The organism is Pseudomonas sp. NPDC088322 (assembly GCF_044740745.1).
GTDB classification, from domain to species: Bacteria; Pseudomonadota; Gammaproteobacteria; order Pseudomonadales; family Pseudomonadaceae; genus Aquipseudomonas; species Aquipseudomonas shirazensis.
In genome coordinates this window covers 52,380-76,964 of sequence record NZ_JBIURK010000001.1, presented here as the reverse complement: position 1 = coordinate 76,964, position 24,585 = coordinate 52,380, and the positions used below count along the sequence as shown (strand labels likewise).

The window sequence follows — 24,585 nt, the reverse complement described above, 5'->3', positions numbered from 1 at the left end:
GACGTACCTCGGGCCGCCCGTGATCGGCCTTGCGCAAACCGCGAATTAGACCTGAATCAGGAGATCCACCATGGCTTTTGAATTGCCGCCGCTGCCGTACGCCCATGATGCCCTGCAGCCGCACATCTCCAAGGAAACCCTGGAGTATCACCACGACAAGCACCACAACACCTATGTCGTGAACCTGAACAACCTGGTCCCAGGCACCGAATTCGAAGGCAAGACCCTGGAAGAGATCGTCAAGACCTCTTCGGGTGGCATCTTCAACAACGCCGCTCAGGTCTGGAACCACACCTTCTACTGGAACTGCCTGGCACCAAACGCCGGCGGCCAACCGACTGGCGCACTGGCCGAGGCCATCAACGCCGCCTTCGGTTCGTTCGACAAGTTCAAGGAAGAGTTCACCAAGACTTCGGTCGGCACCTTCGGTTCCGGTTGGGGCTGGCTGGTGAAGAAAGCTGACGGTTCCCTGGCACTGGCCAGCACCATCGGCGCCGGCAACCCGCTGACCAACGGCGACACTCCGCTGCTGACCTGCGACGTCTGGGAGCACGCTTACTACATCGACTACCGCAACGTCCGTCCTAAGTATGTCGAGGCGTTCTGGAACCTGGTCAACTGGAAGTTCGTTGCCGAGCAGTTCGAAGGCCAGACCTTCAAGGCCTGATCGACTTCGCTTTTGGCACAAAAAAAACCCGGCACTCGCCGGGTTTTTTTATGCCCGCTCGCACCGCTGCAAATCCAGCTTGATCCGCCCGCATAGCGCGCTAACATCAAATCTCTGGGAAAGTTGGCGCATAGCACTAAAGTAGCAAGCCTGCGCAACCGATACAGTAGCAATGCAACAAAGGGTCGATAGTGTCTTGCCACAACTACTGGCAAAATAATGGCATGCGCATGGATTAAGGAATCCCCATTGAAGCTGCAATTGCGGAACAGCTTATCGGTCAAGTTGCTCAGGGTAGTGCTGCTGTCGGCGCTAGCGGTTGGCGTCGTCCTTAGCTGTGCGCAGATCGTCTACGACACCTACAAGACGCGTCAGGCGGTGAACAGCGATGCCCAGCGCATCCTCGACATGTTCCGTGACCCGTCGACGCAGGCGGTTTACAGCCTCGACCGGGAAATGGGCATGCAGGTCATGGAAGGCCTGTTCCAGGATGACTCGGTGCGCATGGCCTCGATCGGCCACCCCAACGAAACCATGCTCGCAGAGAAATCGCGACCGCTGCGCGACATGTCGATGCGCTGGCTGACCGATCTGTTGCTCGGTCAGGAACGCACCTACACCACGCAACTGGTCGGCCGCGGCCCCTACAGCGAGTATTACGGCGACCTCAGCATCACCCTCGACACTGCCGCCTATGGCAAAGAATTCCTGATCAACGCCGTGATCATCTTCATCTCCGGCGTACTACGAGCGCTGGCCATGGGCCTGGTGTTGTACCTGGTCTACCACTGGCTGCTGACCAAGCCGCTGTCGAAGATCATCGAGCACCTTACCCAGATCAACCCTGATCGGCCCAGCCAGCATCAGATTCCGCTGGTCAAAGGCCACGAAAAGAATGAACTGGGTTTGTGGGTCAACACCGCCAACCAGCTGCTGGCCTCGATCGAGCGCAATACCCACCTGCGCCATGAAGCCGAGAACAGCCTGCAACGTATGGCTCAGTATGACTTTCTGACCGGCTTGCCCAACCGCCAGCAATTGCAGCAGCAACTGGACAAGATCCTCGTCGATGGCGGCCGCCTGCAGCGCCGAGTGGCGGTGCTGTGCGTAGGTCTGGATGACTTCAAAGGCATCAACGAACAATTCGGTTATCAGGTCGGTGACCAGTTGCTGCTGGCCCTCGCCGACCGTCTGCGCGCGCACAGTGGCCGCCTCGGCGCCCTGGCCCGGCTGGGCGGCGACCAGTTTGCGCTAGTCCAGGCCGACATCGAGCAGCCTTACGAGGCGGCCGAGCTGGCCCAGAGCATCCTCGACGACCTGGAGGCGCCGTTTGCCCTCGAGCAGCAGGAAATCCGCCTGCGCGCGACCATCGGCATCACCCTGTTCCCGGAGGACGGCGACAGCACCGAAAAGCTCCTGCAAAAGGCCGAGCAGACCATGACTCTGGCCAAGGCGCGCTCGCGCAATCGCTACCAGTTCTACATCGCCAGCGTCGACAGCGAAATGCGCCGACGCCGCGAACTGGAAAAGGACCTGCGCGAAGCCCTGCCGCGTAACCAGCTGTACCTGGTTTATCAGCCGCAGATCAGCTACCGCGACCACAGCGTAGTCGGCGTCGAGGCCCTGCTGCGCTGGCAGCATCCGCAGCTGGGCATGGTCCCGCCCGACCAGTTCATCCCGCTGGCCGAGCAGAATGGCCACATCATCCCGATCGGCGAATGGGTCCTCGACCAGGCCTGCCGGCAACTGCGCGAATGGCATGATCAGGGCTTTGGCGAGCTGCGCATGGCGGTCAACCTGTCGACCGTGCAACTGCACCACAACGAGCTGCCGCGGGTGGTCAACAACCTGCTGCAGGCCTATCGCCTGCCGCCACGCAGCCTTGAGCTGGAAGTCACCGAAACCGGCCTGATGGAAGACATCAGCACCGCCGCCCAGCACCTGCTGAGCCTGCGTCGCTCAGGTGCGCTGATTGCGATTGACGACTTCGGCACTGGTTATTCTTCGCTCAGCTACCTGAAATCGCTGCCGCTGGACAAGATCAAGATCGACAAGAGCTTTGTCCAGGACCTGCTCGATGACGACGATGACGCCACCATCGTTCGCGCCATCATCCAGCTCGGCAAGAGCCTTGGCATGCAGGTCATCGCCGAAGGCGTGGAAACCGCCGAGCAGGAGACCTACATCATTGCCCAGGGCTGCCATGAGGGGCAGGGCTATCACTACAGCAAGCCGCTGTCGGCGCGCGAGCTGACTGCCTACCTCAAGCAGGCCCAGCGCAATCAGGTCTCAGTGCTGTAAACCCCGCCAGAACAGGAAAATGCCCCACCCGCGGGCATTTTCATGAATTCACTGCCCACCCCTTTACAGCAAATGCAAATCTTTCGCATGATGTCACGGTTTCGCGTGCCACGGCACACGTCCAAACCCACCACGCAGGAAACCAACAATGATTCGTATGCCTCTGGCCTCCGCCAGTCTGCTGGCCATCGCTATCGCCCTCGCCGGTTGCGGCGAAGGCAAAAATGACAAGGCCGCCGCTCCGCAAGCCCAGGCACCTGCTGCCGCCAGCACCACCGCCGCGACCGCCGGGGCGATCGACGAGGCGGCTGGCAAGGCCGTGGTCAAGCACTATGCAGAGCTCGTCTCGGCCGTCTACAGCGACTCGCTGAGCACCGCCAAGACCCTGCAAAGCGCGATCGACGCGTTCCTCGCCACGCCGAACGACGAAACCCTGCAAGCCGCCAAGGATGCCTGGGTCGCTGCCCGCGTGCCGTACCTGCAGAGCGAAGTGTTCCGCTTCGGCAACACCATCATCGATGACTGGGAAGGTCAGGTTAACGCCTGGCCACTGGACGAAGGCCTGATCGACTACGTCGACAAGAGCTACGAGCATGCGCTGGGCAACCCTGCCGCCAGCGCCAACATCATTGCCAACACCGAAATCCAGGTTGGCGAAGACAAGATCGACGTCAAGGACCTGACCCCGGAGAAACTCGCCAGCCTGAATGAGCTGGGCGGTTCCGAGGCCAACGTCGCGACCGGTTACCACGCAATCGAATTCCTGCTCTGGGGCCAGGACCTGAACGGCACCGGCCCAGGTGCGGGCAACCGTCCGGCGTCTGACTACCTGGAAGGCGCTGGCGCCACCGGTGGCCACAACGACCGTCGCCGTGCCTATCTCAAGGCGGTCACCGACCTGCTGGTCAAAGACCTCGAAGAGATGGTCGGCAACTGGGCACCGAACGTTGCCGACAACTACCGCGCCACGCTGGAAGCGGAGCCGGTCAACGACGGCGTGCGCAAGATGCTGTTCGGCATGGGCAGTCTGTCGCTGGGTGAACTGGCGGGCGAGCGCATGAAGGTTTCGCTGGAAGCCAACTCGCCGGAAGACGAGCACGACTGCTTCAGCGACAACACCCACTACTCGCACTTCTATGATGCCAAGGGTATCCGTAACGTCTACCTGGGCGAGTACACCCGCGCCGACGGCAGCAAGCTGACCGGCCCGAGCCTGTCGTCGCTGGTGGCCAAGGTTGACCCGGCTACCGACGCCACCTTGAAAGCTGACCTGGAGGCCACCGAGGCCAAGATCCAGGTGATCGTCGATCATGCCCTCAAGGGTGAGCACTACGATCAGCTGATCGCCGCCGACAATGCTGCCGGCAACCAGATCGTGCGTGATGCGATTGCTTCGCTGGTCAAGCAGACCGGTGCGATCGAGCAGGCCGCGGGCAAGTTGGGGATTGCCAACCTGAATCCGGATACTGCTGATCACGAGTTCTGATTGGGGCTGTAAACCTACTCTATTGGGGCCGCTTTGCGGCCCCAATTGCAGCAGCAACCTGACAACGATTTCATCCAGTAATTGCAAATTGCTCTTATTCAAACAATCCCGTCCTGCTAAGCTTGCACGCCGGTTTTCTGCCCAAGCCCAGGATTGTTGATGTCCTTGCTCCGCCTAAGCCCCCTGCTGCTGGCCGCTGTTCTGGTCGCCTGTGACGACGCCCCGCGTTTCACTCAGGCCGAACCAGGCGAGGCCCTGTCCGGTGGCAAGGCAACCGTCCTGCGCAGCGATCGCCAGGCCTTCTCCCTACCCTCTGCCAACCTCAGCCCCGAACGGCGGCTGGACTTTGCCGTGGGCAACAGCTTTTTCCGCAACCCGTGGGTAATCGCTCCGGCGACCACCACCGCGCGTGACGGGCTCGGCCCGTTGTTCAACACCAACGCCTGCCAGAACTGCCACGTCCGCGACGGCCGCGGGCACCCGCCGGAACTCGACGACAGCAACGCTGTGTCGATGCTGGTAAGGCTGTCGATCCCCGACCAGCCCGCCTACGCCAAGGAAATCGAACGCCTGGGCGTGGTCCCGGAGCCGGTCTACGGCACGCAGTTGCAGGACATGGCCATCCCCGGCATCAAGCCCGAGGGCAAGGTCCGCGTCAGCTACAGCAGCGAGACCGTACGCTTCGCCGACGGCCACACGGTGGAATTGCGCCGCCCGCAATTGCAGATCACCCAGCTCGGCTACGGCCCGCTGCACCCCGCCACGCGTTTCTCGGCGCGGATCGCGCCGCCGATGATCGGCCTGGGTTTGCTCGAGGCAATCCCCGAAGCGGCGATTCTGGCCAACGCCGACCCGGACGATCGCGACGGCGACGGCATCCGCGGGCGCGCCAATCAGGTCTGGGATGACGCCCAGGGTAAGACCGTGCTCGGCCGCTTCGGCTGGAAAGCCGGGCAGCCCAACGTCAACCAGCAGAACGTGCATGCCTTTGCCGGCGACATGGGCCTGACCAGCACGCTCAAGCCCCATGACGACTGCACCCCGGCCCAGACCGATTGCCTGGCCGCGCCCAACGGTGACGGCGCCGACGGCGAGAAAGAGGTCAGCGACAATATCCTGCGCCTGGTCACCTTCTATACCCGCAACCTGGCCGTGCCGGCCCGCCGCAACGTCGACGCACCACAGGTGCTGGCCGGCAAGAACCTGTTTTTCCAGGCCGGCTGCCAGGGCTGCCACACGCCGCAGTTCACCACGGCCAGCGCAGGCGTCGAGCCGGAGCTGGCCAACCAGCTGATTCGCCCCTACAGCGACCTGCTGTTGCATGACATGGGCACCGGCCTGGCCGACCAGCGCAGCGAGTTCGCCGCCGGTGGCCAGGACTGGCGCACAGCGCCGCTGTGGGGCCTGGGCCTGACCGAAACGGTCAGCGGCCACACTCAGTTACTGCACGATGGGCGCGCCCGCAACCTGCTCGAAGCCGTGCTCTGGCATGGCGGCGAAGCGCAGGCGGCGCGCGACCAGGTCTTGACCTTCAATGCCGAGCAACGCGCCGCGTTGCTGGCTTTTCTGAATTCACTTTAACGCGCAAGGAGCCGGGCATGTTCCGACCCAAACTGTTGTTCACCAGCCTCGCCGCAATCGCCCTCGGTGCTTGCTCGCCGCAAGACCCGCAGGCCGTCACCTCGGCGGCAATCGCCAAGCAGGTGATCTTGCCGACTTACAGCCGCTGGGTCGAAGCTGACCGCCAGCTGGCCGCCAGCGCCCTGTCCTACTGTGAAGGCAAAACCACCCTGGACGCCGCTCGCGCCGACTTCCTCAACGCGCAAAAAGCCTGGGCCGAGCTGCAGCCTCTGCTGGTCGGCCCGCTGGCCGAAGGCAACCGCCCGTGGCAGGTACAGTTCTGGCCCGACAAGAAAAACCTGGTCGGCCGTCAGGTCGAGCAACTGGTCAACGGCGACAAGCCGATCGACAACGAGACCCTGGGCAAGTCCAGCGTCGTCGTGCGCGGTCTGTCGGCCTACGAGTACATCCTCTTCGACAGCAAGCCGGACATCGCCACCCCTGAGCAGAAGGCCCGCTACTGCCCGCTGCTGGTGGCCATCAGCGAACACCAGAAGGCCCTCGCCGAAGAGATCCTCAAGGGCTGGAACAGCACCGACGGCATGCTTTCGCAGATGACCAAGTTCCCCAACCAGCGCTATGCTGACTCGCACGAGGCGATCGCCGATCTGCTCCGCGCCCAGGTCACCGCACTGGACACCCTGAAGAAAAAGCTCGGCGCACCGATGGGCCGCCAGAGCAAGGGCATCGCCCAGCCGCTGCAGGCCGAAGCCTGGCGCAGCCACTCTTCGATGAAGAGCCTGGAAGCCAGCCTGAAAGCCGCCCAGGCGGTCTGGGTCGGGGTCGACAACCGCGGCTTGCGCGGCCTGCTCGGCAAGGACCAGAGCGCCCTCGCCGACAAGATCGACGCCGCCTATGCCAACGCGCTGAAGCTGCTGGCCGCCAACGACAAGCCCCTTGGCGAGCTGCTCGCGGACGACGCTGGCAAGCAGACCTTGAACGATATCTACGATAGCCTCAACGTGGTTCACCGCCTGCACGAAGGCGAGCTGGCCAAAGCGTTGAACATTCAGCTGGGCTTCAATGCCAACGACGGTGACTGACATGCTGCGACGCCAGGCCCTGAAACTTGCCAGTATCGCCCTTAGCGCCCTGACCCTGGGCGGCTGGAGCCTGCTGCGCAACAAAGGCAGCGAGCCACTGCTGCTGTCGGCCCGCGACGATGCCGACGGCAAGCACTACGCCGTCGGCTATCGCCTCGACGGCAGCCAGGTGTTCGCCACCGAAGTGGGCCAGCGTTGCCACGCCATCATTCATCACCCGCAACAGCCGATTGCGCTGTTCGTGGCGCGTCGCCCCGGCACCGAAAGCTATCTGGTCGACCTGCGTGATGGGCGTTTGCTGCAAACCCTGACGGCGCAGCCCAACCGGCATTTCTATGGCCATGCGGTGATGCACAAGGACGGCGAGTGGCTGTACGCCACCGAGAACGACACCACCGATCCGGGCCGTGGCGTGCTCGGGGTGTATCGCTTCGACGGTGAACGCCTGGTGCACAGCGGCGAGATCTCGACCCACGGCATCGGCCCGCACGAGCTGGCGTGGATGCCCGACGGCGAAACCCTGGTAGTGGCCAACGGCGGCATCCGCACCGAAGCCGAAAGCCGGGTGGAGATGAACCTCAACGCCATGCAACCAAGCCTGGTCATGATGGAGCGCGATGGCACCCTGCTGTCCAAGGAAACCCTCGGCCAGCAGATGAACAGCGTGCGCCACCTGGCCATCGGCAGCGACGGCACCCTGGTCGCTTGCCAGCAGTTCATGGGCGCATCGGATGAGACCGCCGAGCTGCTGGCGATCAAGCGCCCGGGCGAACCGTTCCAGGCATTCCCGGTGCCGGAGCGGCAATTGCAGTCGATGGCTCAGTACACCGCCAGTGTGGCCATCCACAGCGAGTTGCGGCTGGTCGCCCTGACTGCGCCGCGGGCCAACCGGCTGTTCATCTGGGACCTGGACACGGCAGCGATCAAGCTCGACGCACCGATGCCCGACTGCGCCGGCGTGGGTGCGGTGAAGGACGGTTTTGTGGTCACCTCCGGCCAAGGCCGTTGCCGCTTCTACGACTGCCGCAAACAGCAGCTTGTGGGCCAGCCGCTGGAGCTGCCGTCTGGCTTGTGGGATAACCATCTGCATCTGGTTTGATCAGATAGAGCCGTCGGATAGCCGGGGCCAGCTGCGCTGGCCTATCGCGATCGTTCCGGCGCCCCGGCACCCGCGTTCCATCGACATGCGCGGTCCACTGTAGGAGCGGCCTTGTGTCGCGAATGGGCTGCGCAGCGGCCCCAGCATTCTTTGGCGCTACGCAAATCCCGGGCCCGCTACGCGCGCCTTTCGCGACACAAGGCCGCTCCTACAAAGACAGCGTGCGTTCGATGTTCGCGGGATGCCGCGATTTATTTGTCTCGCTCAACGATTGCTGGGCAGATTTAGATCAACGAACGGCCCATTCGAAACACTACTCACTGAAAACCAGCGATACTCAGTGCATTCGCACGTGGGCAGGAACGCCCGTGGTCGTGCCTCAGCCATAACAATGACTACCTCCAGGGAAGTGGACCTATGCTGCGCCGGCGCATGCTGATCATGTTGGCCATCGTGCTGTTGATCGTGTTGATTCTGGGGGGCTACAAGGCCTTTTCGATCTATCAGCAGATCCAGATGTTTACCGCACCGAAACCGCCGGTCAGCGTTGCCGCCGCAACGGCTGAGCAGCGCCCATGGCAGCAGCGCCTGCCGGCGGTCGGCAGCCTCAAGGCGTTGCAGGGCGTCGAGCTGAGCCTGGAGCAGGCCGGCACGGTGAAGTCGCTGCACTTCGAGTCTGGCCAGCAGGTCAAGCAAGGCCAGTTGTTGCTGCAACTGGACAGCGATCAGGAAGCCGCCCTGCTCGGCACCGCCCAGGCTGACCTAGGCCTGGCCAAGGTGGACTACGGCCGTGGTAGTCAGCTGGTTGGTGACCAGGCTATCTCTCGCGGCGAGTTCGACCGGTTGACTGCGCAGTACCGGCGTAACCAGGCGGTGGTCGATCAGCTCAAGGCCTCGCTGGAGAAGAAGAGCATCAAGGCGCCGTTCAGCGGCACCATTGGTATCCGTCAGGTCGACATCGGCGATTTTCTTGCCAGCGGTACGGTGATCGCTACCCTGCAGGACCTGTCCAGCCTGTACGTCGACTTCAACATGCCCGAGCAGAGCCTGCCGCAACTGGCCCTCGGCCAAAAAGTGCTGCTGCAGGTGGCGGCGTTCCCTGGCCAGACCTTCAATGCCACGCTCAGCGCGATCAACCCCAAGGTCGACGAGAACACCCGCAACCTGCTGGTCCGCGCCAGCCTGGCCAACCCCGATGGCAAGTTGCTGCCGGGGATGTTTGCCAGCCTGCTGGTGCTGCTGCCCGATCCTCAGCCACAGGTGGTAGTGCCGGAGAGCGCCATCACTTACACCCTGTACGGCAACTCGGTATACGTGGTCAGCCCGAAACAGAACGCAGACGGCCAGCCGGAAAACGCCGCCGACGACAAGCCGCAGCTGATCGCTGAGCAACGCACCATCCGCACCGGCGAGCGCCGTGACGGTGTGGTGGTGGTCAGTGAGGGGCTCAAGGCGGGAGAACGGGTGGTCAGTGCCGGGCAACTGAAACTGACCCCGGGCGCCGCCATCCAGATCACCGAGCAAGCGTCGACCACCCCAGCCAGCGCTCCGCGCGGCAACTGAGCAGGAGGCTGACATGGCGTTCACAGACCCGTTCATCCGCCGCCCGGTGCTGGCCAGTGTGGTCAGCCTGCTGATCCTGCTGCTCGGCTTTCAGGCCTGGAGCAAACTACAGATCCGCCAGTACCCACAAATGGAAAACGCCCTGATCACGGTGACCACCGCCTACCCCGGGGCCAACGCCGAGACCATCCAGGGCTATATCACCCAGCCGCTGCAGCAGAGCCTGGCCAGTGCCGAAGGCATCGACTACATGACCTCGGTGAGCCGGCAGAACTTCTCTATCATCTCGATCTACGCACGGGTTGGCGCCAACAGCGACCGCTTGTTCACCGAGCTGCTGGCCAAGGCCAACGAAGTGCGCAACAAGCTGCCGCAGCAGTCCGAAGCGCCGGTATTGAGCAAGGAGGCAGCAGACGCCTCGGCGCTGATGTACATCAGCTTCTACAGCGAGCAGATGAGCAACCCGCAGATCACCGACTACCTGTCACGGGTGATCCAGCCCAAGCTGGCGACCCTACCGGGCATGGCCGAGGCCGAGATCCTCGGCAACCAGGTGTTTGCCATGCGCATCTGGATCGACCCGGTCAAATTGGCCGGCTTCGGCCTGACCGCCAATGACGTCACCGATGCCGTGCGCCGCTACAACTTCCTCTCGGCCGCAGGCGAGGTCAAGGGCGAGTACGTGGTCACCAGCATCAACGCCACCACCGAATTGAAATCACCGGAGGCGTTTGCTGCATTGCCGCTGAAGACGGCCGGCGACACCAGGGTACTGCTCGGCGATGTCGCCCGGGTCGAGATGGGCGCAGAGAACTACGACACGGTCAGCTCGTTCGACGGCACGCCCTCGGTGTACATCGGCATCAAGGCCACGCCGTCGGCCAACCCGCTCGAGGTCATCAAGGAAGTGCGGCGGGTCATGCCGGAGCTGGAAGGTCAACTACCGGCCGGGCTCAAGGTGTCGATTGCCTACGACGCGACGCTGTTTATCCAGGCCTCCATCGACGAAGTGATCAAGACCCTCGGCGAAGCGGTGCTGATCGTCATCGTCGTGGTGTTCCTGTTCCTCGGCGCGCTGCGCTCGGTGCTGATCCCGGTCGTCACCATCCCGCTGTCGATGATCGGCGTGCTGTTCTTCATGCAGACCATGGGCTACTCGCTGAACCTGCTGACCTTGCTGGCGATGGTGCTGGCGATCGGCCTGGTGGTGGACGATGCGATCGTGGTGGTGGAAAACATCCATCGCCATATCGAGGAAGGCAAGACGCCGTTCGATGCGGCGCTGCAAGGCGCCCGCGAAATTGCGATACCGGTAGTGTCGATGACTATTACCCTGGCTGCGGTGTATGCACCAATTGGTTTTCTCGAAGGCCTGACCGGTGCGCTGTTCAAGGAGTTTGCCCTGACCCTGGCGGGTGCAGTGGTGATCTCCGGCATCGTCGCCCTGACTCTGTCGCCGATGATGTGCGCGTTGCTGCTGCGCCGCGAGCAGAACGCCAGTGGCCTGGCGCATCGCCTCGACCGGATCTTCGACGGCCTCAAGCTGCGTTATCAACGGCTGCTGCACGGCACCCTCGACAGCAGGCCGGTGGTGGTGGTGTTTGCCGTGATCATCCTGTGCCTGATCCCGGTGCTGCTCAAGTTCACCCAGAACGAGCTGGCGCCCGACGAGGATCAGGGCGTGATCTTCATGATCAGCAGTGCGCCGCAGCCGACCAACCTTGATTACCTGAACACTTATACCAATCAGTACACCGGGATCTTCAAAGGCTTCCCGGAGTATTACTCGTCGTTCCAGATCAACGGCTTCAATGGCGTGCAGAGCGGCATCGGTGGCTTCCTGCTCAAGCCGTGGAACGAGCGCGAGCGCAGCCAGATGGAGCTGCTGCCACTGGTCCAGGCCAAGCTTGCCGAAATCGCCGGCCTGCAGATCTTCGGCTTCAACCTGCCGGCGCTGCCCGGCACTGGCGAAGGTTTGCCGTTCCAGTTCGTAATCAATACTGCCGGTGATTACCCGGCGCTGCTCGAGGTCGCCCAGCGGGTCAAGGAGCGCGCGCAGGCGTCCGGCAAGTTCGCCTTCCTCGACATCGACCTGGCGTTCGACAAGCCCGAGGTGGTGGTCGACATCGACCGGGCCAAGGCGGCGCAGATGGGCGTGTCGATGGACGTGCTCGGCGGCACCCTGGCCACCCTGCTCGGCGAAGGCGAGATCAACCGCTTCACCCTCGAAGGGCGCAGCTACAAGGTCATCGCCCAGGTCGAACGCGCCTATCGCGACAATCCCGACTGGCTCAACAGCTACTACGTGAAGAACAACCAGGGCCAACTGCTGCCGTTGTCGACCCTGATCACCCTGAGCGACCGTGCTCGACCGCGCCAGCTCAACCAGTTCCAGCAACTGAACTCGGCGATCATTCAGGGCGTGCCACTGGTGAGCATGGACGAAGCGCTGGCGACGGTGCGGCAGATCGCCAGTGAAGAAGCGCCAGAAGGCTTCTCGTTCGACTACGCCGGGGTATCGCGGCAGTTCGTCCAGGAAGGCAGCGCGCTGTGGGTAACTTTCGGCCTCGCGCTGGCGATCATCTTCCTGGTGCTGGCGGCGCAGTTCGAGAGCTTCCGTGACCCGCTGGTGATTCTGGTGACGGTACCGTTGTCTATCTGCGGGGCCTTGCTGCCGTTGTTTCTGGGCCTGTCGAGCATGAACATCTACACCCAGGTCGGCCTGGTGACGTTGATCGGGCTGATTACCAAGCACGGCATTCTGATCGTCGAATTCGCCAATCAGCTGCGCAAGGACAAGGGGCTGGATGTGCGCGAAGCCATCGAAGAGGCGGCGGCGATCCGCTTGCGGCCAGTGCTGATGACGACCGCGGCGATGGTGTTCGGCATGGTGCCGTTGATTCTGGCGACAGGCGCTGGGGCGGTCAGCCGCTTTGACATCGGTATGGTGATTGCCACCGGGATGTCGATCGGGACCTTGTTCACGCTGTTTGTGCTGCCGTGCATCTACACGCTGCTAGCGCACAAGACCGTGGCACGGGAGGCGGAGGTAACGCGCGGGTGAAGTACACGCTGCCGGCTGGATCGTCACTCGACCCAGCCGGCAGCATGTACTTCAGCGGCGTACCGGGCGCTTCTGCAGCTTGCGCTGCAAGGTGCGCCGGTGCATGCCCAGCGCCCGCGCCGTGGCGGAGATATTGCCTTCGTGCTCGCCGAGCACGCGCTGGATGTGTTCCCACTGCAGGCGGTCTACCGACATGGGGTTTTCCGGTACCAGCGAATCCAGATCAGCGTGCTCGGACAGCAAGGCCGCCAGCACGTCATCGGCATCGGCCGGTTTGCACAGGTAATTGCAGGCGCCACGCTTGATCGCCTCGACCGCAGTGGCAATGCTCGAGTAACCGGTGAGGATCACCACGCGCATTTCCGGGTCCATCTCGAGCAGCTTGGGCAGCAGCACCAGGCCCGAATCACCGTCCATTTTCAGGTCCAGCGCGGCATAGTCGGGCAGGTCGTGCTGGGCCAGGATCAGACCTTCCTCGGCCGACGACGCGGTGCTTACGCGGAAACCGCGGCGGCTCATGGCCCGGGACATGACCCGGGTGAAGGTGGCATCGTCGTCTACCAGCAACAGGTGCGGCAGCTCTTCGCCGTCGATCTGGGTTTCATCAGTCATCATTCATCTCCTCGCTTGCCACGGGGCAGGCGCAGCTCGGTAAGCGTGCCGCCCTGCTCATGACTATAGAGTTTCACCGAGCCGCCCGCACGCGTAACGCTGGCCTTGCTCAGAAACAGGCCAAGACCGAAGCCTTTGCCCTTGGTGGTAAAGAAGGGTTTGCCGATGGCCTCGGCAATGGCCGGAGGAATGCCCGGGCCATGGTCGCGGATACTGATGATGATGTCCTCGGCGTTCCAGTCGAGGCGCACTTCAAGGTCATCCGGGCAGGCATCGGCAGCATTGTTAAGCAGGTTCAGCAGCGCTTGGGTCAGGTCGGGCGGTGGGGTCAGTTGCGGCACCTCGCCATCGCGCAGGCGCTGGAAGCGGTAACTGGCTTCGGGGCGCATCAGGTGCCAGCGGTTGAGTGCTTCGTCGAGCCAGGCGGTAACGTCCTGCTCGACGATGGCCATGCGTCGGTTAGCCTCGGCGGCGCGCACCAGTTGCTGCAGGGTCTGTTTGCACAGCTTGACCTGGTCTTGCAGGATCGCCAGGTCCTCCTGCAACTGCGGGTCGTGATGGTCCTGGCGCATCTCGTTGATCAGTACGCTCATGGTCGACAGCGGCGTGCCCAGCTCATGCGCGGCACCGGCGGCCTGCGTGGCGACGGCCAGCAATTGCTCATCGCGCAGACTCTCTTCGCGGCGCTCGCCACGCCATTGCTCCTGGCGGCGCAACTCTTCGGCCATGCGTGCGGCAAAGAAGGTGATCACCGCCGCGGCCAGGGCAATACTCAGCCACATGCCGTAGACCTGCATGGTGTCGCGCGCCAGCGGCAGCGTTTCCAGCGGATAGAACTGCACCAGCAACAGACTGTAGGCGACCAGGGCCAGGCCCGAGAGCACCAGCGAGTAGATCCACGGCAAGGTCACCGCAGCAATCGCCAGCGGCACCAGGTAATAGGAGACGAACGGGTTGGTCGAGCCACCCGAGTAGTACAGCAAGGCGCTGTGAATCAGCAGGTCACAGGCCAGCTGGAAGGCGTACTCGAGTTCGGTAACCGGCAGCGACAGGCGCAGGCGCAAGGCGGTGAAGGCGCACAGCAGCGATGACAGCGCCAGGGTTGCCGCCAGCGACAGCCACGGCAGCGGCAGCAGTTCGGTCCAGTAGGCAACGCCGACCGAGCCGGCCTGGGCGGCCAGCACCAGGACCCGAATAACGGTCAGGCGCCAGAGGTTCTGGCGAGTTGCAGACAACGGTTGTGCGGCAGCGAGCATGAGCTCTCCTGATGAGTGCTCCAGGGACATCGGCGGGAGTATACCCAAGCCTGGCCTTGCACTGCAGCGCTGCGGCAAAGCGCCACACTTTGTCACAGCTTGATGATGGCACTTTTGAACCCACTACACTGAAACCGGTCTTATGGGCCATGCGTGGCATGGACAATTACTCGCCACGCCTATTCTTCGCCAAGGAGTCACCTATGCATATCTCTCGTCGCAGCACTGCCCTGCTGCTTTCCTGCGGCCTGTTGGCCAGCCTCCCGGCGCTGGCTGAAGAGCCGCGTTACAACCAGGTCTCGCTGCGCGCCGAAGTCAGCAAGGAAGTGCCCCGCGACCTGATGGTCGTGACCCTTTACAGCGAAGCTCAGAACAGCGATCCGGGCAAGCTGGCCAAGGACATTACCGAGACCATGAACAAGGCCATGCAGCAGGCGCGTCAGGTCAAGGAAGTGAAAATCAGCCAGGGCAGCCGCAACAGCTACCCGGTCTACGACGCCAAAGGCCAGAAGATCACCGCCTGGCGCGAGCGTGCCGAGCTGCGCCTCGAGAGCGCCGACTTCCCGACCCTGTCGAAACTCACCGGCGAGCTGCTGCAGGACCTGAAGATGGGCGGCATGGACTTCTCCATTGCCCAGACTACGCGCAAGACCAGCGAAGACGAGTTGCTCAAGGAGGCGGTAAATGCCTTCAAGGCTCGCGCTCAGCTGGCGACCGAGGCCCTCGGCGGCAAGGGTTACAAGGTGGTCAACCTGAACCTGAACAGCAGCGGCTATCCGCGCCCTTATATGCGAAGCGCGCCAATGGCGATGAAAGCCATGGGGGCTGATGAGGCGGCGGTGGCGCCTGAAATCGAAGCGGGCACCAGTGAAGTCAGCATGAATGCTGACGGTTTGATTGAAGTGCTGATGCCTTGATTGATTGATCTGCACGTTATACCGGGGGCCGCTTTGCGGCCCCTTCTTACATCGCTTTAAGCCCTTTCCTACGCCCCAATGCGGCGCTTCTTCCTTGACATCCCGCTGCGCAACATATGGCAAAAAGCCGCCATCATCGCCGCGCAAACGATCAACTTCGCCATTACTTACACCCAGGCGACATTATCGTACGCTCGTTCCACATTCCGCCTGCCAGCTATCACCCACACTGTTGCATTGCCAATCTGCCACGCATAAAGATCGATGGGTCGGCTCACAAGGCCATCTCAGCTAAAAATGACAACAATGAGGCCATCATGCTCAAACATGCAGTCATTCCGCTTTTATTCGGCGCAGGTTTGCTCGCCGGAGCGCCGTCGGCCAGCGCCGCGAGCAACCTGGTGTTTTGTTCGGAGGGTAGCCCGGCAGGCTTCGATCCTGGTCAGTACACCACTGGCACCGATTTCGACGCTTCGGCCGAGACCATCTTCAATCGCCTCAGCCAGTTCGAGCGCGGCAGCACCAAGGTGATTCCGGGTCTGGCGACCAGCTGGGACGTCTCCGACGACGGCAAGACCTGGACCTTCCACCTGCGCGAAGGGGTCAAGTTCCACACCACGCCGTACTTCAAACCGAGCCGCGACTTCAATGCCGATGACGTGCTGTTCACCTTCCAGCGCATGCTCGACAAGAACCACCCGTTCCGTAAGGCATACCCCAGCGAATTCCCTTATTTCACCGACATGGGCATGGACCGCAACATCGCCAGCGTCGAAAAAATCGATGAGCACAGCGTGCGTTTTACCCTCAATGAGGTAGATGCAGCGTTCATCCAGAACATGGCGATGAGCTTTGCCTCGATCCAGTCAGCGGAATACGCCGATCAACTGCTAAAGCAGGGCAAGCCGGCCGACATCAACCAGAAGCCGATCGGCACCGGCCCGTTCGTTTTCAACAAGTATCAAAAGGACGCGCTGATCCGTTTCAAGGGCAACAAGCAGTATTGGCAAGCCGGTGAGGTCAAGCTCGACAACCTGATCTTCGCCATCACCACCGACGCCTCGGTGCGCATGCAGAAGCTCAAGCGTAACGAGTGCCAGGTGACACTGTTCCCGCGACCGGCCGACATCCAGCCGCTCAAGGCCGACAAAGACCTGCAGATGCCTGACCAGGCTGGCTTCAACCTGGGCTATATCGCCTACAACGTGATGGACCAGATCAAAGGCAGCAACCAGCCCAACCCGCTGGCCCAGCTCAAGGTTCGCCAGGCCTTGGACATGGCGGTGAACAAGCCGCAGATCATTGAATCGGTGTACCAGGGCGCCGGCCAGCTGGCAGTCAATGCCCTACCGCCGACCCAGTGGTCTTACGACAGCAGCATCAAGGACGCCCCCTACGACCCGGAAAAAGCCAAGCAGCTGCTCAAGGAGGCCGGCATCAAGGAAGGCACCGAGATCACCTTGTGGGCCATGCCCGTGCAGCGCCCATACAACCCCAACGCCAAGCTGATGGCCGAGATGCTGCAGGCCGACTGGGCCAAGGTTGGCATCAAGGCCAAGATCGTCAGCTATGAATGGGGTGAGTACATCAAGCGCTCCAAAGGCGGCGAACAGGGCGCCATGCTGATCGGCTGGAGCGGTGACAATGGCGACCCGGACAACTGGCTGGGCACCTTGTACGGCTGCGATGCGGTCGACGGCAACAACTTCTCCAAGTGGTGCTACAAGCCCTATGACGACCTGATCAAGCAGGCCAAGGCCACCCCTGACCAAGCCAAGCGCAGCGAGCTGTACCAACAGGCGCAGCACATCCTCAAACAGCAGGTGCCGATTACCCCGATCGCTCACTCGACTGTGTACCAGCCGATGCGCAGCACAGTGCAGGACTTCAAGATCAGCCCGTTCGGCCTCAACTCCTTCTACGGCGTAAGCGTCGCCAAATAACCCCGCCAGGCCCACTGCCAGCCCTTGGCAGTGGGCGCTGTAATCAGGCCATCGGACGGATCCCCCACTTCCGTCGGAAAATCCCTACAGCCCTTGGGGAAATCACAACCTGTCGCCCCCTTCCCTCCCGACGTAACGTCAGGAACGAGCAATTGCTGCCGCTCCAGCGCCCCCGCTGCGGCTGACATTGGATGAGGAGAAGGATCTGCCATGCGCCATATTCCGCTGTATTCGGTTGTATTAGGCCTGGGCTTGCTGACCCAGGCATCGCTCAGCCATGGCAACAGCCTGGTGTTCTGTTCCGAGGGCAGCCCGGCCGGCTTTGACACCGCCCAGTACACCAGCGCCACCGACAATGACGCCGCCGAACCGATCTACAACCGCCTGGTCGAGTTCGAGCGCGGCGGCACCGCAGTGCAACCGGCGCTGGCCGAAAGCTGGCAGGTCAGCGACGACGGCCTGCATTACACCTTCAACTTACGTGCGGGAGTGAAATTCCACAGCAGTTCAACCTTCAAGCCAAGCCGCGACTTCAACGCCGATGACGTGCTGTTCACCTTCCAGCGCATGCTCGACCGTCAGCACCGCTTCCGCCTGGCGTACCCCAGCGAGTTTCCCTACTTCGTCAGCATGGGCCTGGACAAGAACATCGCCAGGATCGAAAGCAACGATCCGCTGAGCGTCAACTTCACCCTGAATAGCGTCGATGCAGCGTTCATCCAGAACATCGCCATGAGCTTCGCCTCGATCCTCTCCGCCGAGTATGCCGAGCAGCTGCTCGCCACCGGCCGCCCGACCGACATCAACCGCAAGCCCATCGGCACCGGGCCGTTTGTGTTCAGCAAGTATCAGAAAGGCTCGCAGATCCGCTACAAGCGCAACGCGCACTACTGGGCGCCTGAGCAAGTGCAGCTGGACAACCTGATCTTTTCGATCAACGTCGACCCGTCGGTGCGGATGCAGAAGCTGCGGCGTAACGAATGCCAGGTGACCCTGAATCCAAGGCCTGCCGACCTGCCGATGCTCAGCACTGACGACAACATGCAGGTGTTGAGCATGCCGGGCTTCAACCTCGGCTATATCGCCTACAACACTCAGCACGCGCCGTTTGACCAGTTGCAGGTGCGCCAGGCCATGGACATGGCGGTCAACAAGCAGGCGATCCTGCAGGCGGTGTACCAGGACGCCGGGCAACTGGCCGTCAATGCCATGCCGCCGACGCAATGGTCGTACGACACCAGCATCAAGGACGCCCTCTACGACCCGGCCAAGGCCAAGCGCCTGCTGGACGAGGCCGGGGTCAAGCCCGGCACCGAAATCACCCTCTGGGCCATGCCCGTGCAGCGTCCTTACAACCCCAACGCCAAGTTGATGGCAGAGATGCTTCAGGCCGACTGGAACAAGCTCGGCTTCAAGGTGCGCATCGTCAGCTACGAGTGGGGTGAATACGTCAAGCGGATGAAAAGTGGCGAGCATGACGTTGCCCTGATCGGCTGGACCGGCGACAACGGCGACCCCGATAACTGGCTGGGCACGCTTTACAGCTGCGCCGCCATCGGCAGCAACAACTACTCGCGCTGGTGCGATCGCGAGTACGACCAACTGGTCCAGCAGGCCAAACAGGTCACCGACCCCGCCCAGCGCAGCGCGCTGTATCAACAGGCCCAGCAGCGCCTCAAGCAGCAGGTACCCATTACCCCGGTAGCCCATTCGACGGTCAATCAGCCGCTCAGCACTCGGGTCCAGGGCTTCAAGGTCAGCCCATTTGGCCGCAATGCCTTCACTGGCGTCAGCGTCGATTGAGCCGCTGCGCCCGCCCTCTTCGCGGACACCCCGCGTCCTCCGGCAACACCGCAACCACCCCGCGCTCACAAGGCGCGGCGATAACTAAAAATACAATGGAGCTGTAGCCATGAAACTACCCGTAACCACTGCACTGGCACTGTCGCTAGGTGCGTTCTGCACGGTCGCCCAGGCCGACACGCTCGGCGATGAGTTCTTCACCCTGAAGCTCAGGCCCAGTGCCCAGGCTGACGCCAGTGGCTTTTTCGACGGCCAAAGCGTCACCGGCAGCACCCGCAACTGGTATGCCCGCGAACGCGCAGCACGCGCGCCGCTGTGGAAGTACAGCAAAAGCGACGGCAGCCGCCACGACACGCATAGCCGCAGCAACTGGCTGCAGGGCAGCATCCTCAACTACAGCTCAGGCTTCACCCAGGGCACCGTCGGCTTCGCCGCAGAAGTGGCGGCCTACAACGCTGTAGCCCTGGAGCGCGACCGCCGCTCGGTGGCCGGCCCCAACAACCGTACCCTGACCCACAGCAATGGCGACCCGCTCGACCAGTGGAGCAAAGCCGGCCTGGCCAATATCAAGGCGCGCATTTCCAACACCACCCTGACCGCGGGCCGCCAGTCGCTCGATACACCGATGCTGGCCAGCATCGGCAACCGTGCTCTGCCCTCGAGCTTTCAAGGCGTCAGCCTGCACAGCGCCGAATTCGACAAGCTCTCGTTCGACTTCGCCAGCTTCGACCGAGTCTCGCCCCGTACCGAACAAAGCTTGAGCAAGTTCCGCAGCGAGTATGGCGCTGCTGGCCTGGAAACCGACCGCGCCAGCACCGTCGGCCTCAACTATCAGCCGCTGCCCAACCTGAGCGCCAGCCTGTACGCGGCCAAGGTGGATGACTTCTGGAACCAGTACTACTTCGGCGCCAACCATGTGCTGGGAGACAGCGCTAGCCTGAGCCTGACCAGCGCCCTGCACTACTACAAAACCAAGGACGAAGGCCGCAAGAAGCTCGGTAAAATCGATAACGACACTTACAGCCTGTCGCTGGGACTGACTCATCAGGCGCACAGCCTGACGGCGTCCTGGCAGCAGGTCATGGGCAACGAGTATTTCGACTACCTGCATGAAACCAACGGCATCTACCTGGCCAACTCATTACTCTCGGACTTCAACGGCCCCAACGAGAAATCGCTGCAGCTGGCCTATGTCCTGAACATGGCTTATTACGGCGTGCCCGGACTCAAGTTCAACCTGTACAACGCCCGCGGCTGGGGCATCGACGGCACCCACTACCGCGGTACGGCCTATGACGTGCGCGGTCTGGACGGCGAGACCCACTACGAGTGGGGTGTCGGCAGCAGCTATGTGCTGCAGAGCGGCCCATTGAAAGACACCAGCATCCGCGCTACCTATACCACCCACCGGGCCAGCAAGGCGCAGTCCGACGGCAGCCTGGATGAACTGCGCATCGTCACCACCATCCCTTTCAACATCCTTTGACCGTAGCCGCCGCGGCTCGCTGAGGCCGGCCGTGGCGGCTACGCTGGATCATTCATAGCAGGGAGGTTGCATGACATCTCTATCCCTACGCGCTGCCCTGGCAGCCCTGTTGACCCTCGCCGCAGCGGCAAACGTTGCGGCCAAGCCACTGGTGGTGTGCACCGAGGCCAGCCCTGAGGGCTTCGACATCGTTCAGTACACCACCGCAGTGACTGCCGACGCTTCGGCCGAAACCGTGTTCAACCGCCTGGTCGATTTCAAACCCGGCACCACCGATATCCAGCCAGCGCTGGCCGAGCGTTGGGAGATCAGTGCCGATGCCCTGACCTACACCTTCCACTTGCGCCCAGGAGTCAAATTCCACAGCACCGATTACTTCACGCCGACGCGCGACTTCAACGCCGACGACGTGCTCTGGAGTTTTCGCCGTCAGCTCGATCCGAACCATCCCTGGCACAACAAGACCAGTGTCGGTTATCCGTACTTCGAGAGCATGGCGTTCAGCAAACTGATCAAGTCGGTCGAGAAGACCGATCAGCTCACCGTGGTCTTTACCCTCAATCGGCCGGAAGCGCCGTTCCTGCGTGACATGGCCATGGCCTTCACCTCGATCTACTCCGCCGAATATGGCGATCAGCTACTCAAGGCCGGCACCCCCAACCTGCTCAACAGCAAGCCGATCGGTACCGGTCCGTTCATCTTCCAGCGTTATCGCAAGGATGCTCAGGTGCGCTACAAGGCCAACCCGGAGTATTTCCGCGGCAAGCCGCCGGCTGACCCGCTGATATTCGTGATCGCCACCGACAACAACGTGCGGGTCCAGAAACTGCACGCCAACGAATGCCAGGTCGCGCTGCATCCCAAGCCTGACGATGTGCCTTTGATCAGGCAGGACAAACGCCTGAAGGTGGCAGAGCTGGAAGCGCTGGTCACCGGCTATATCGCCATGAATACCCAGCGCAAATACCTCAGCGATGCGCGCGTGCGCCGCGCGATCAACCTGGCCTTCGACCGCCAGGCGCATGTCGACCAGTTGTTCGGCAAAGGCAACGCGCTGATGGCGGTAAACCCTTATCCGCCAAGCATGTCCGGCTTCAATACCGACAACCACAACCCACCTCGTGATCTGGACAAGGCCCGCGCGTTGCTGGCAGAGGCCGGAGTGCCGCCCGGCACCGCGCTCACCCTGTTCACGCGCAACGGCGGCGGCCCGACCAACCCCAACCCGCGCTTGTCTGCCGAGATGCTCCAGGCAGACCTCGCTCAGATCGGCATCAAGCTTGAAATCCGCGTGATGGAGTGGGCTGAGATGCTGCGCCGGGCGAAAAACGGCGAGGCCGATCTGGTCTCTACAGGCTGGGGCAGCGACAACGGCGACCCGGACAACTTCCTCACTCCGCTGCTCAGCTGCGATGCGGCCAAAAGCGGCGAGAACTATGCACGCTGGTGCAACTCTGAGTTTCAGGCACTGATCAGTCAGGCGCGCACCGTGATCGACGAAGATCAACGGGCAAACCTCTATTTCAAGGCCTTGGCGGTGTACGATGGCGACCAACCCTGGATCAGCATGGCCCATCCGAAAGTGTTCACGGCCATGCGTGCGAATGTGGAGGGTTATCAGCTCAACCCTCTGACCAACAATAACTTCGCCACAACCCGGGTGGAGTAGCACGACAACAATGACCGCTGGCAGCCTGCACGGGAGCCGGCGGCGCAATCCGGACCAGCCGCCCCGATGGCGGGCTGGCCGGCTGATGAGGTACACCAAGCATGTTGAGTTTTATTGCCCGACGTCTGGGCCTGCTGATTCCGACGTTCTTCGGTATCACTCTGCTGACCTTTGCCCTGATTCGCCTGATCCCCGGCGACCCGGTCGAAGTGATGATGGGCGAACGCCGGGTCGACCCTGAAATGCACGCCCAGGCCATGGAGCGCCTGGGCCTGAACAAGCCGCTGCCGGTGCAGTACCTGGACTACATCGGCAAGCTCGCCCAGGGCGATCTGGGTGAATCGCTGCGTTCTCGCGAGAGCGTCTGGAGCGAGTTCACCACGCTGTTCCCGGCGACCCTCGAACTGGCCCTGGCGGCGCTGTTCTTCGCCGGCGTCGTCGGTTTGCTCGCCGGCGTGATCGCCGCCCTCAAGCGCGGTTCGCTGTTCGATCACGGGGTGATGGGGCTTTCTCTGGCCGGCTACTCGATGCCGATCTTCTGGTGGGGCCTGATCCTGATCATGTTCTTCTCGGTGAGCCTTGGCTGGACGCCGGTATCCGGGCGCATCGATCCCTTGCTGGATATTGAGCCGCGGACCGGCTTCATGCTCATCGATAGCCTGCTCAGTGACGAAGAAGGCGCGTTCAAGGATGCGCTCATGCACCTGATTCTGCCGGCCATCGTGCTTGGCACCATTCCACTGGCGGTAATCGCCCGCATGACCCGTTCGTCGATGCTCGAAGTGCTGCGCGAGGACTACATCCGCACTGCCCGCGCCAAGGGCCTGTCGCCAGCGCGGGTGGTGTTCGTGCATGGTCTGCGCAATGCGCTGATCCCGGTGCTGACGGTGTTCGGTCTGCAGGTCGGCGCGTTGCTGGCAGGCGCGGTCCTGACCGAAACCATCTTTTCCTGGCCGGGCATCGGCAAATGGCTGATCGAAGCCATCGGCGCCCGTGACTATCCCGTGGTCCAGAACGGCATCCTGCTGATCGCCTGCCTGGTCATTCTGGTCAATTTCGTCGTGGATATTCTCTACGGCCTGGCCAATCCACGTATCCGTCACCAGCGCTGAGGCCCCGTCATGAGCAGTAATACACGCAACACCGTGACCGCGCCCAGCCCGGTCGATCAAAGCCTGCTGTACCCGTCACCGTACAAGGAATTCTGGCAAGCGTTCGCGCGCAACAAGGGCGCGGTCGCAGGCCTGGCATTCATGACCCTGGTGGTGTTCTGCGCGCTGTTCGCGCCATGGGTTGCACCGCACAGTCCGAGCGAGCAGTACCGCGACTTCCTGCTGACCCCGCCGGTGTGGCTCGAAGGCGGTACCTGGCAGTTCATCCTCGGCACCGACGAGCTTGGCCGTGACCTGCTGTCGCGGCTGATCCAGGGCGCGCGCCTGTCGCTGCTGATCGGCCTGTCGTCGGTGGTGATTTCGCTGATCCCGGGCGTGCTGTTCGGCCTTTTGGCCGGGTTCTTCCCGCGGATTCTCGGGCCGTCGATCATGCGCCTGATGGACGTGATGCTGGCCCTGCCTTCGCTGCTGCTGGCAGTGGCCATCGTCGCGATCCTCGGCCCTGGCCTGATCAATACCGTAATCGCCATCGCCATCGTTTCGCTGCCGGCCTACGTGCGCCTGACCCGCGCCGCGGTGATGGGCGAACTCAACCGCGACTACGTCACCGCTGCCCGCCTGGCCGGCGCCAGCCTGCCGCGGCTGATGTTCGTCACCGTGCTGCCGAACTGCATGGCACCGCTGATCGTGCAGGCGACCTTGAGCTTTTCCTCAGCCATCCTCGATGCCGCAGCACTGGGCTTTCTTGGCTTGGGTGTGCAACCGCCAACGCCTGAGTGGGGCACCATGCTGGCCTCGGCCCGCGACTACATCGAACGCGCCTGGTGGGTGGTGAGCCTGCCCGGTTTGACCATATTGCTCAGTGTGCTGGCAATCAACCTGATGGGCGACGGACTGCGCGATGCGCTGGACCCGAAACTCAAGAACGCCGCCTGAGGACCACG

The 24,585-nt window shown here is 62.4% G+C and carries 17 protein-coding genes; 15 read left to right on the top strand and 2 right to left on the bottom strand.

Features of this window, described 5'->3' with window-relative positions; all coding sequences use genetic code 11:
- The first annotated feature begins 70 nt into the window (after window positions 1–70).
- From ACIOAU_RS00335 to ACIOAU_RS00300, 8 genes are all read left to right on the top strand, one after another.
- Window positions 71–667 (top strand): superoxide dismutase, encoded by a 597-nt coding sequence (locus tag ACIOAU_RS00335; RefSeq protein ID WP_101316779.1) that lies wholly within the window; start codon window positions 71–73, stop codon window positions 665–667.
- A gap of 249 nt (window positions 668–916) precedes the next feature.
- Window positions 917–2,968: a bifunctional diguanylate cyclase/phosphodiesterase gene (locus ACIOAU_RS00330; RefSeq protein WP_101316777.1), complete on the top strand. Its 2,052-nt coding sequence runs from the start codon at window positions 917–919 to the stop codon at window positions 2,966–2,968.
- Window positions 2,969–3,116: 148 nt separating this feature from the next.
- Window positions 3,117–4,454 carry an imelysin family protein gene (locus ACIOAU_RS00325; protein WP_103436147.1) on the top strand — a complete coding sequence of 446 codons (1,338 nt, stop codon included), beginning with the start codon at window positions 3,117–3,119 and terminating at the stop codon, window positions 4,452–4,454.
- A gap of 153 nt (window positions 4,455–4,607) precedes the next feature.
- Complete coding sequence (locus ACIOAU_RS00320) at window positions 4,608–6,035, top strand: di-heme oxidoredictase family protein (RefSeq protein WP_401179279.1); 1,428 nt, start codon at window positions 4,608–4,610, stop codon at window positions 6,033–6,035.
- A gap of 17 nt (window positions 6,036–6,052) precedes the next feature.
- A complete protein-coding gene (locus ACIOAU_RS00315) occupies window positions 6,053–7,117 on the top strand; it encodes an imelysin family protein (RefSeq protein WP_150572077.1) in 1,065 nt (354 codons plus the stop codon).
- Between the two features lies 1 nt (window position 7,118).
- Entirely contained in the window at window positions 7,119–8,216 is a 1,098-nt protein-coding gene (locus tag ACIOAU_RS00310) for a DUF1513 domain-containing protein (RefSeq protein WP_401179275.1), read from the top strand.
- Between the two features lie 417 nt (window positions 8,217–8,633).
- Window positions 8,634–9,779: an efflux RND transporter periplasmic adaptor subunit gene (locus tag ACIOAU_RS00305; RefSeq protein WP_150572078.1), complete on the top strand. Its 1,146-nt coding sequence runs from the start codon at window positions 8,634–8,636 to the stop codon at window positions 9,777–9,779.
- Between the two features lie 13 nt (window positions 9,780–9,792).
- Window positions 9,793–12,843, top strand: coding sequence for a multidrug efflux RND transporter permease subunit (locus ACIOAU_RS00300; RefSeq protein WP_401179272.1), 3,051 nt, complete (start codon window positions 9,793–9,795; stop codon window positions 12,841–12,843).
- A 51-nt stretch (window positions 12,844–12,894) separates the two neighbouring features.
- Here the strand turns inward: ACIOAU_RS00300 and ACIOAU_RS00295 are convergent, their stop codons facing one another.
- Entirely contained in the window at window positions 12,895–13,455 is a 561-nt protein-coding gene (locus ACIOAU_RS00295) for a response regulator transcription factor (protein ID WP_101316763.1), read from the bottom strand.
- Window positions 13,455–14,711, bottom strand: coding sequence for an ATP-binding protein (locus tag ACIOAU_RS00290; protein WP_103436140.1), 1,257 nt, complete (start codon window positions 14,709–14,711; stop codon window positions 13,455–13,457). The genes ACIOAU_RS00295 and ACIOAU_RS00290 overlap by 1 nt, the downstream gene beginning before the upstream one ends.
- Before the next feature lie 203 nt (window positions 14,712–14,914).
- Between ACIOAU_RS00290 and ACIOAU_RS00285 the strand changes: the two genes are divergently transcribed.
- The 7 genes from ACIOAU_RS00285 to ACIOAU_RS00255 all read left to right on the top strand — a co-directional run bounded on the left by ACIOAU_RS00285 (window position 14,915) and on the right by ACIOAU_RS00255 (window position 24,577).
- The gene (locus ACIOAU_RS00285) at window positions 14,915–15,628 is read left to right on the top strand and encodes an SIMPL domain-containing protein (protein WP_188035443.1); all 714 of its coding nucleotides are present in this window, start codon (window positions 14,915–14,917) and stop codon (window positions 15,626–15,628) included.
- 317 nt (window positions 15,629–15,945) lie between these two features.
- On the top strand, window positions 15,946–17,571 hold the full coding sequence (locus ACIOAU_RS00280) for an ABC transporter substrate-binding protein (protein ID WP_181108492.1): 1,626 nt from the start codon (window positions 15,946–15,948) through the stop codon (window positions 17,569–17,571).
- 210 nt (window positions 17,572–17,781) lie between these two features.
- Window positions 17,782–19,374, top strand: a complete 1,593-nt coding sequence (locus ACIOAU_RS00275) for an ABC transporter substrate-binding protein (protein WP_401179266.1) — start codon at window positions 17,782–17,784, stop codon at window positions 19,372–19,374.
- A gap of 109 nt (window positions 19,375–19,483) precedes the next feature.
- Window positions 19,484–20,860: an OprD family porin gene (locus tag ACIOAU_RS00270; protein ID WP_181089317.1), complete on the top strand. Its 1,377-nt coding sequence runs from the start codon at window positions 19,484–19,486 to the stop codon at window positions 20,858–20,860.
- Window positions 20,861–20,930: 70 nt separating this feature from the next.
- Window positions 20,931–22,529 (top strand): ABC transporter substrate-binding protein, encoded by a 1,599-nt coding sequence (locus ACIOAU_RS00265; RefSeq protein WP_401179262.1) that lies wholly within the window; start codon window positions 20,931–20,933, stop codon window positions 22,527–22,529.
- A gap of 101 nt (window positions 22,530–22,630) precedes the next feature.
- The gene (locus ACIOAU_RS00260; protein ID WP_101316749.1) at window positions 22,631–23,641 is read left to right on the top strand and encodes an ABC transporter permease subunit; all 1,011 of its coding nucleotides are present in this window, start codon (window positions 22,631–22,633) and stop codon (window positions 23,639–23,641) included.
- A gap of 9 nt (window positions 23,642–23,650) precedes the next feature.
- The gene (locus ACIOAU_RS00255) at window positions 23,651–24,577 is read left to right on the top strand and encodes an ABC transporter permease subunit (protein ID WP_181108495.1); all 927 of its coding nucleotides are present in this window, start codon (window positions 23,651–23,653) and stop codon (window positions 24,575–24,577) included.
- Window positions 24,578–24,585: the final 8 nt, after the last annotated feature.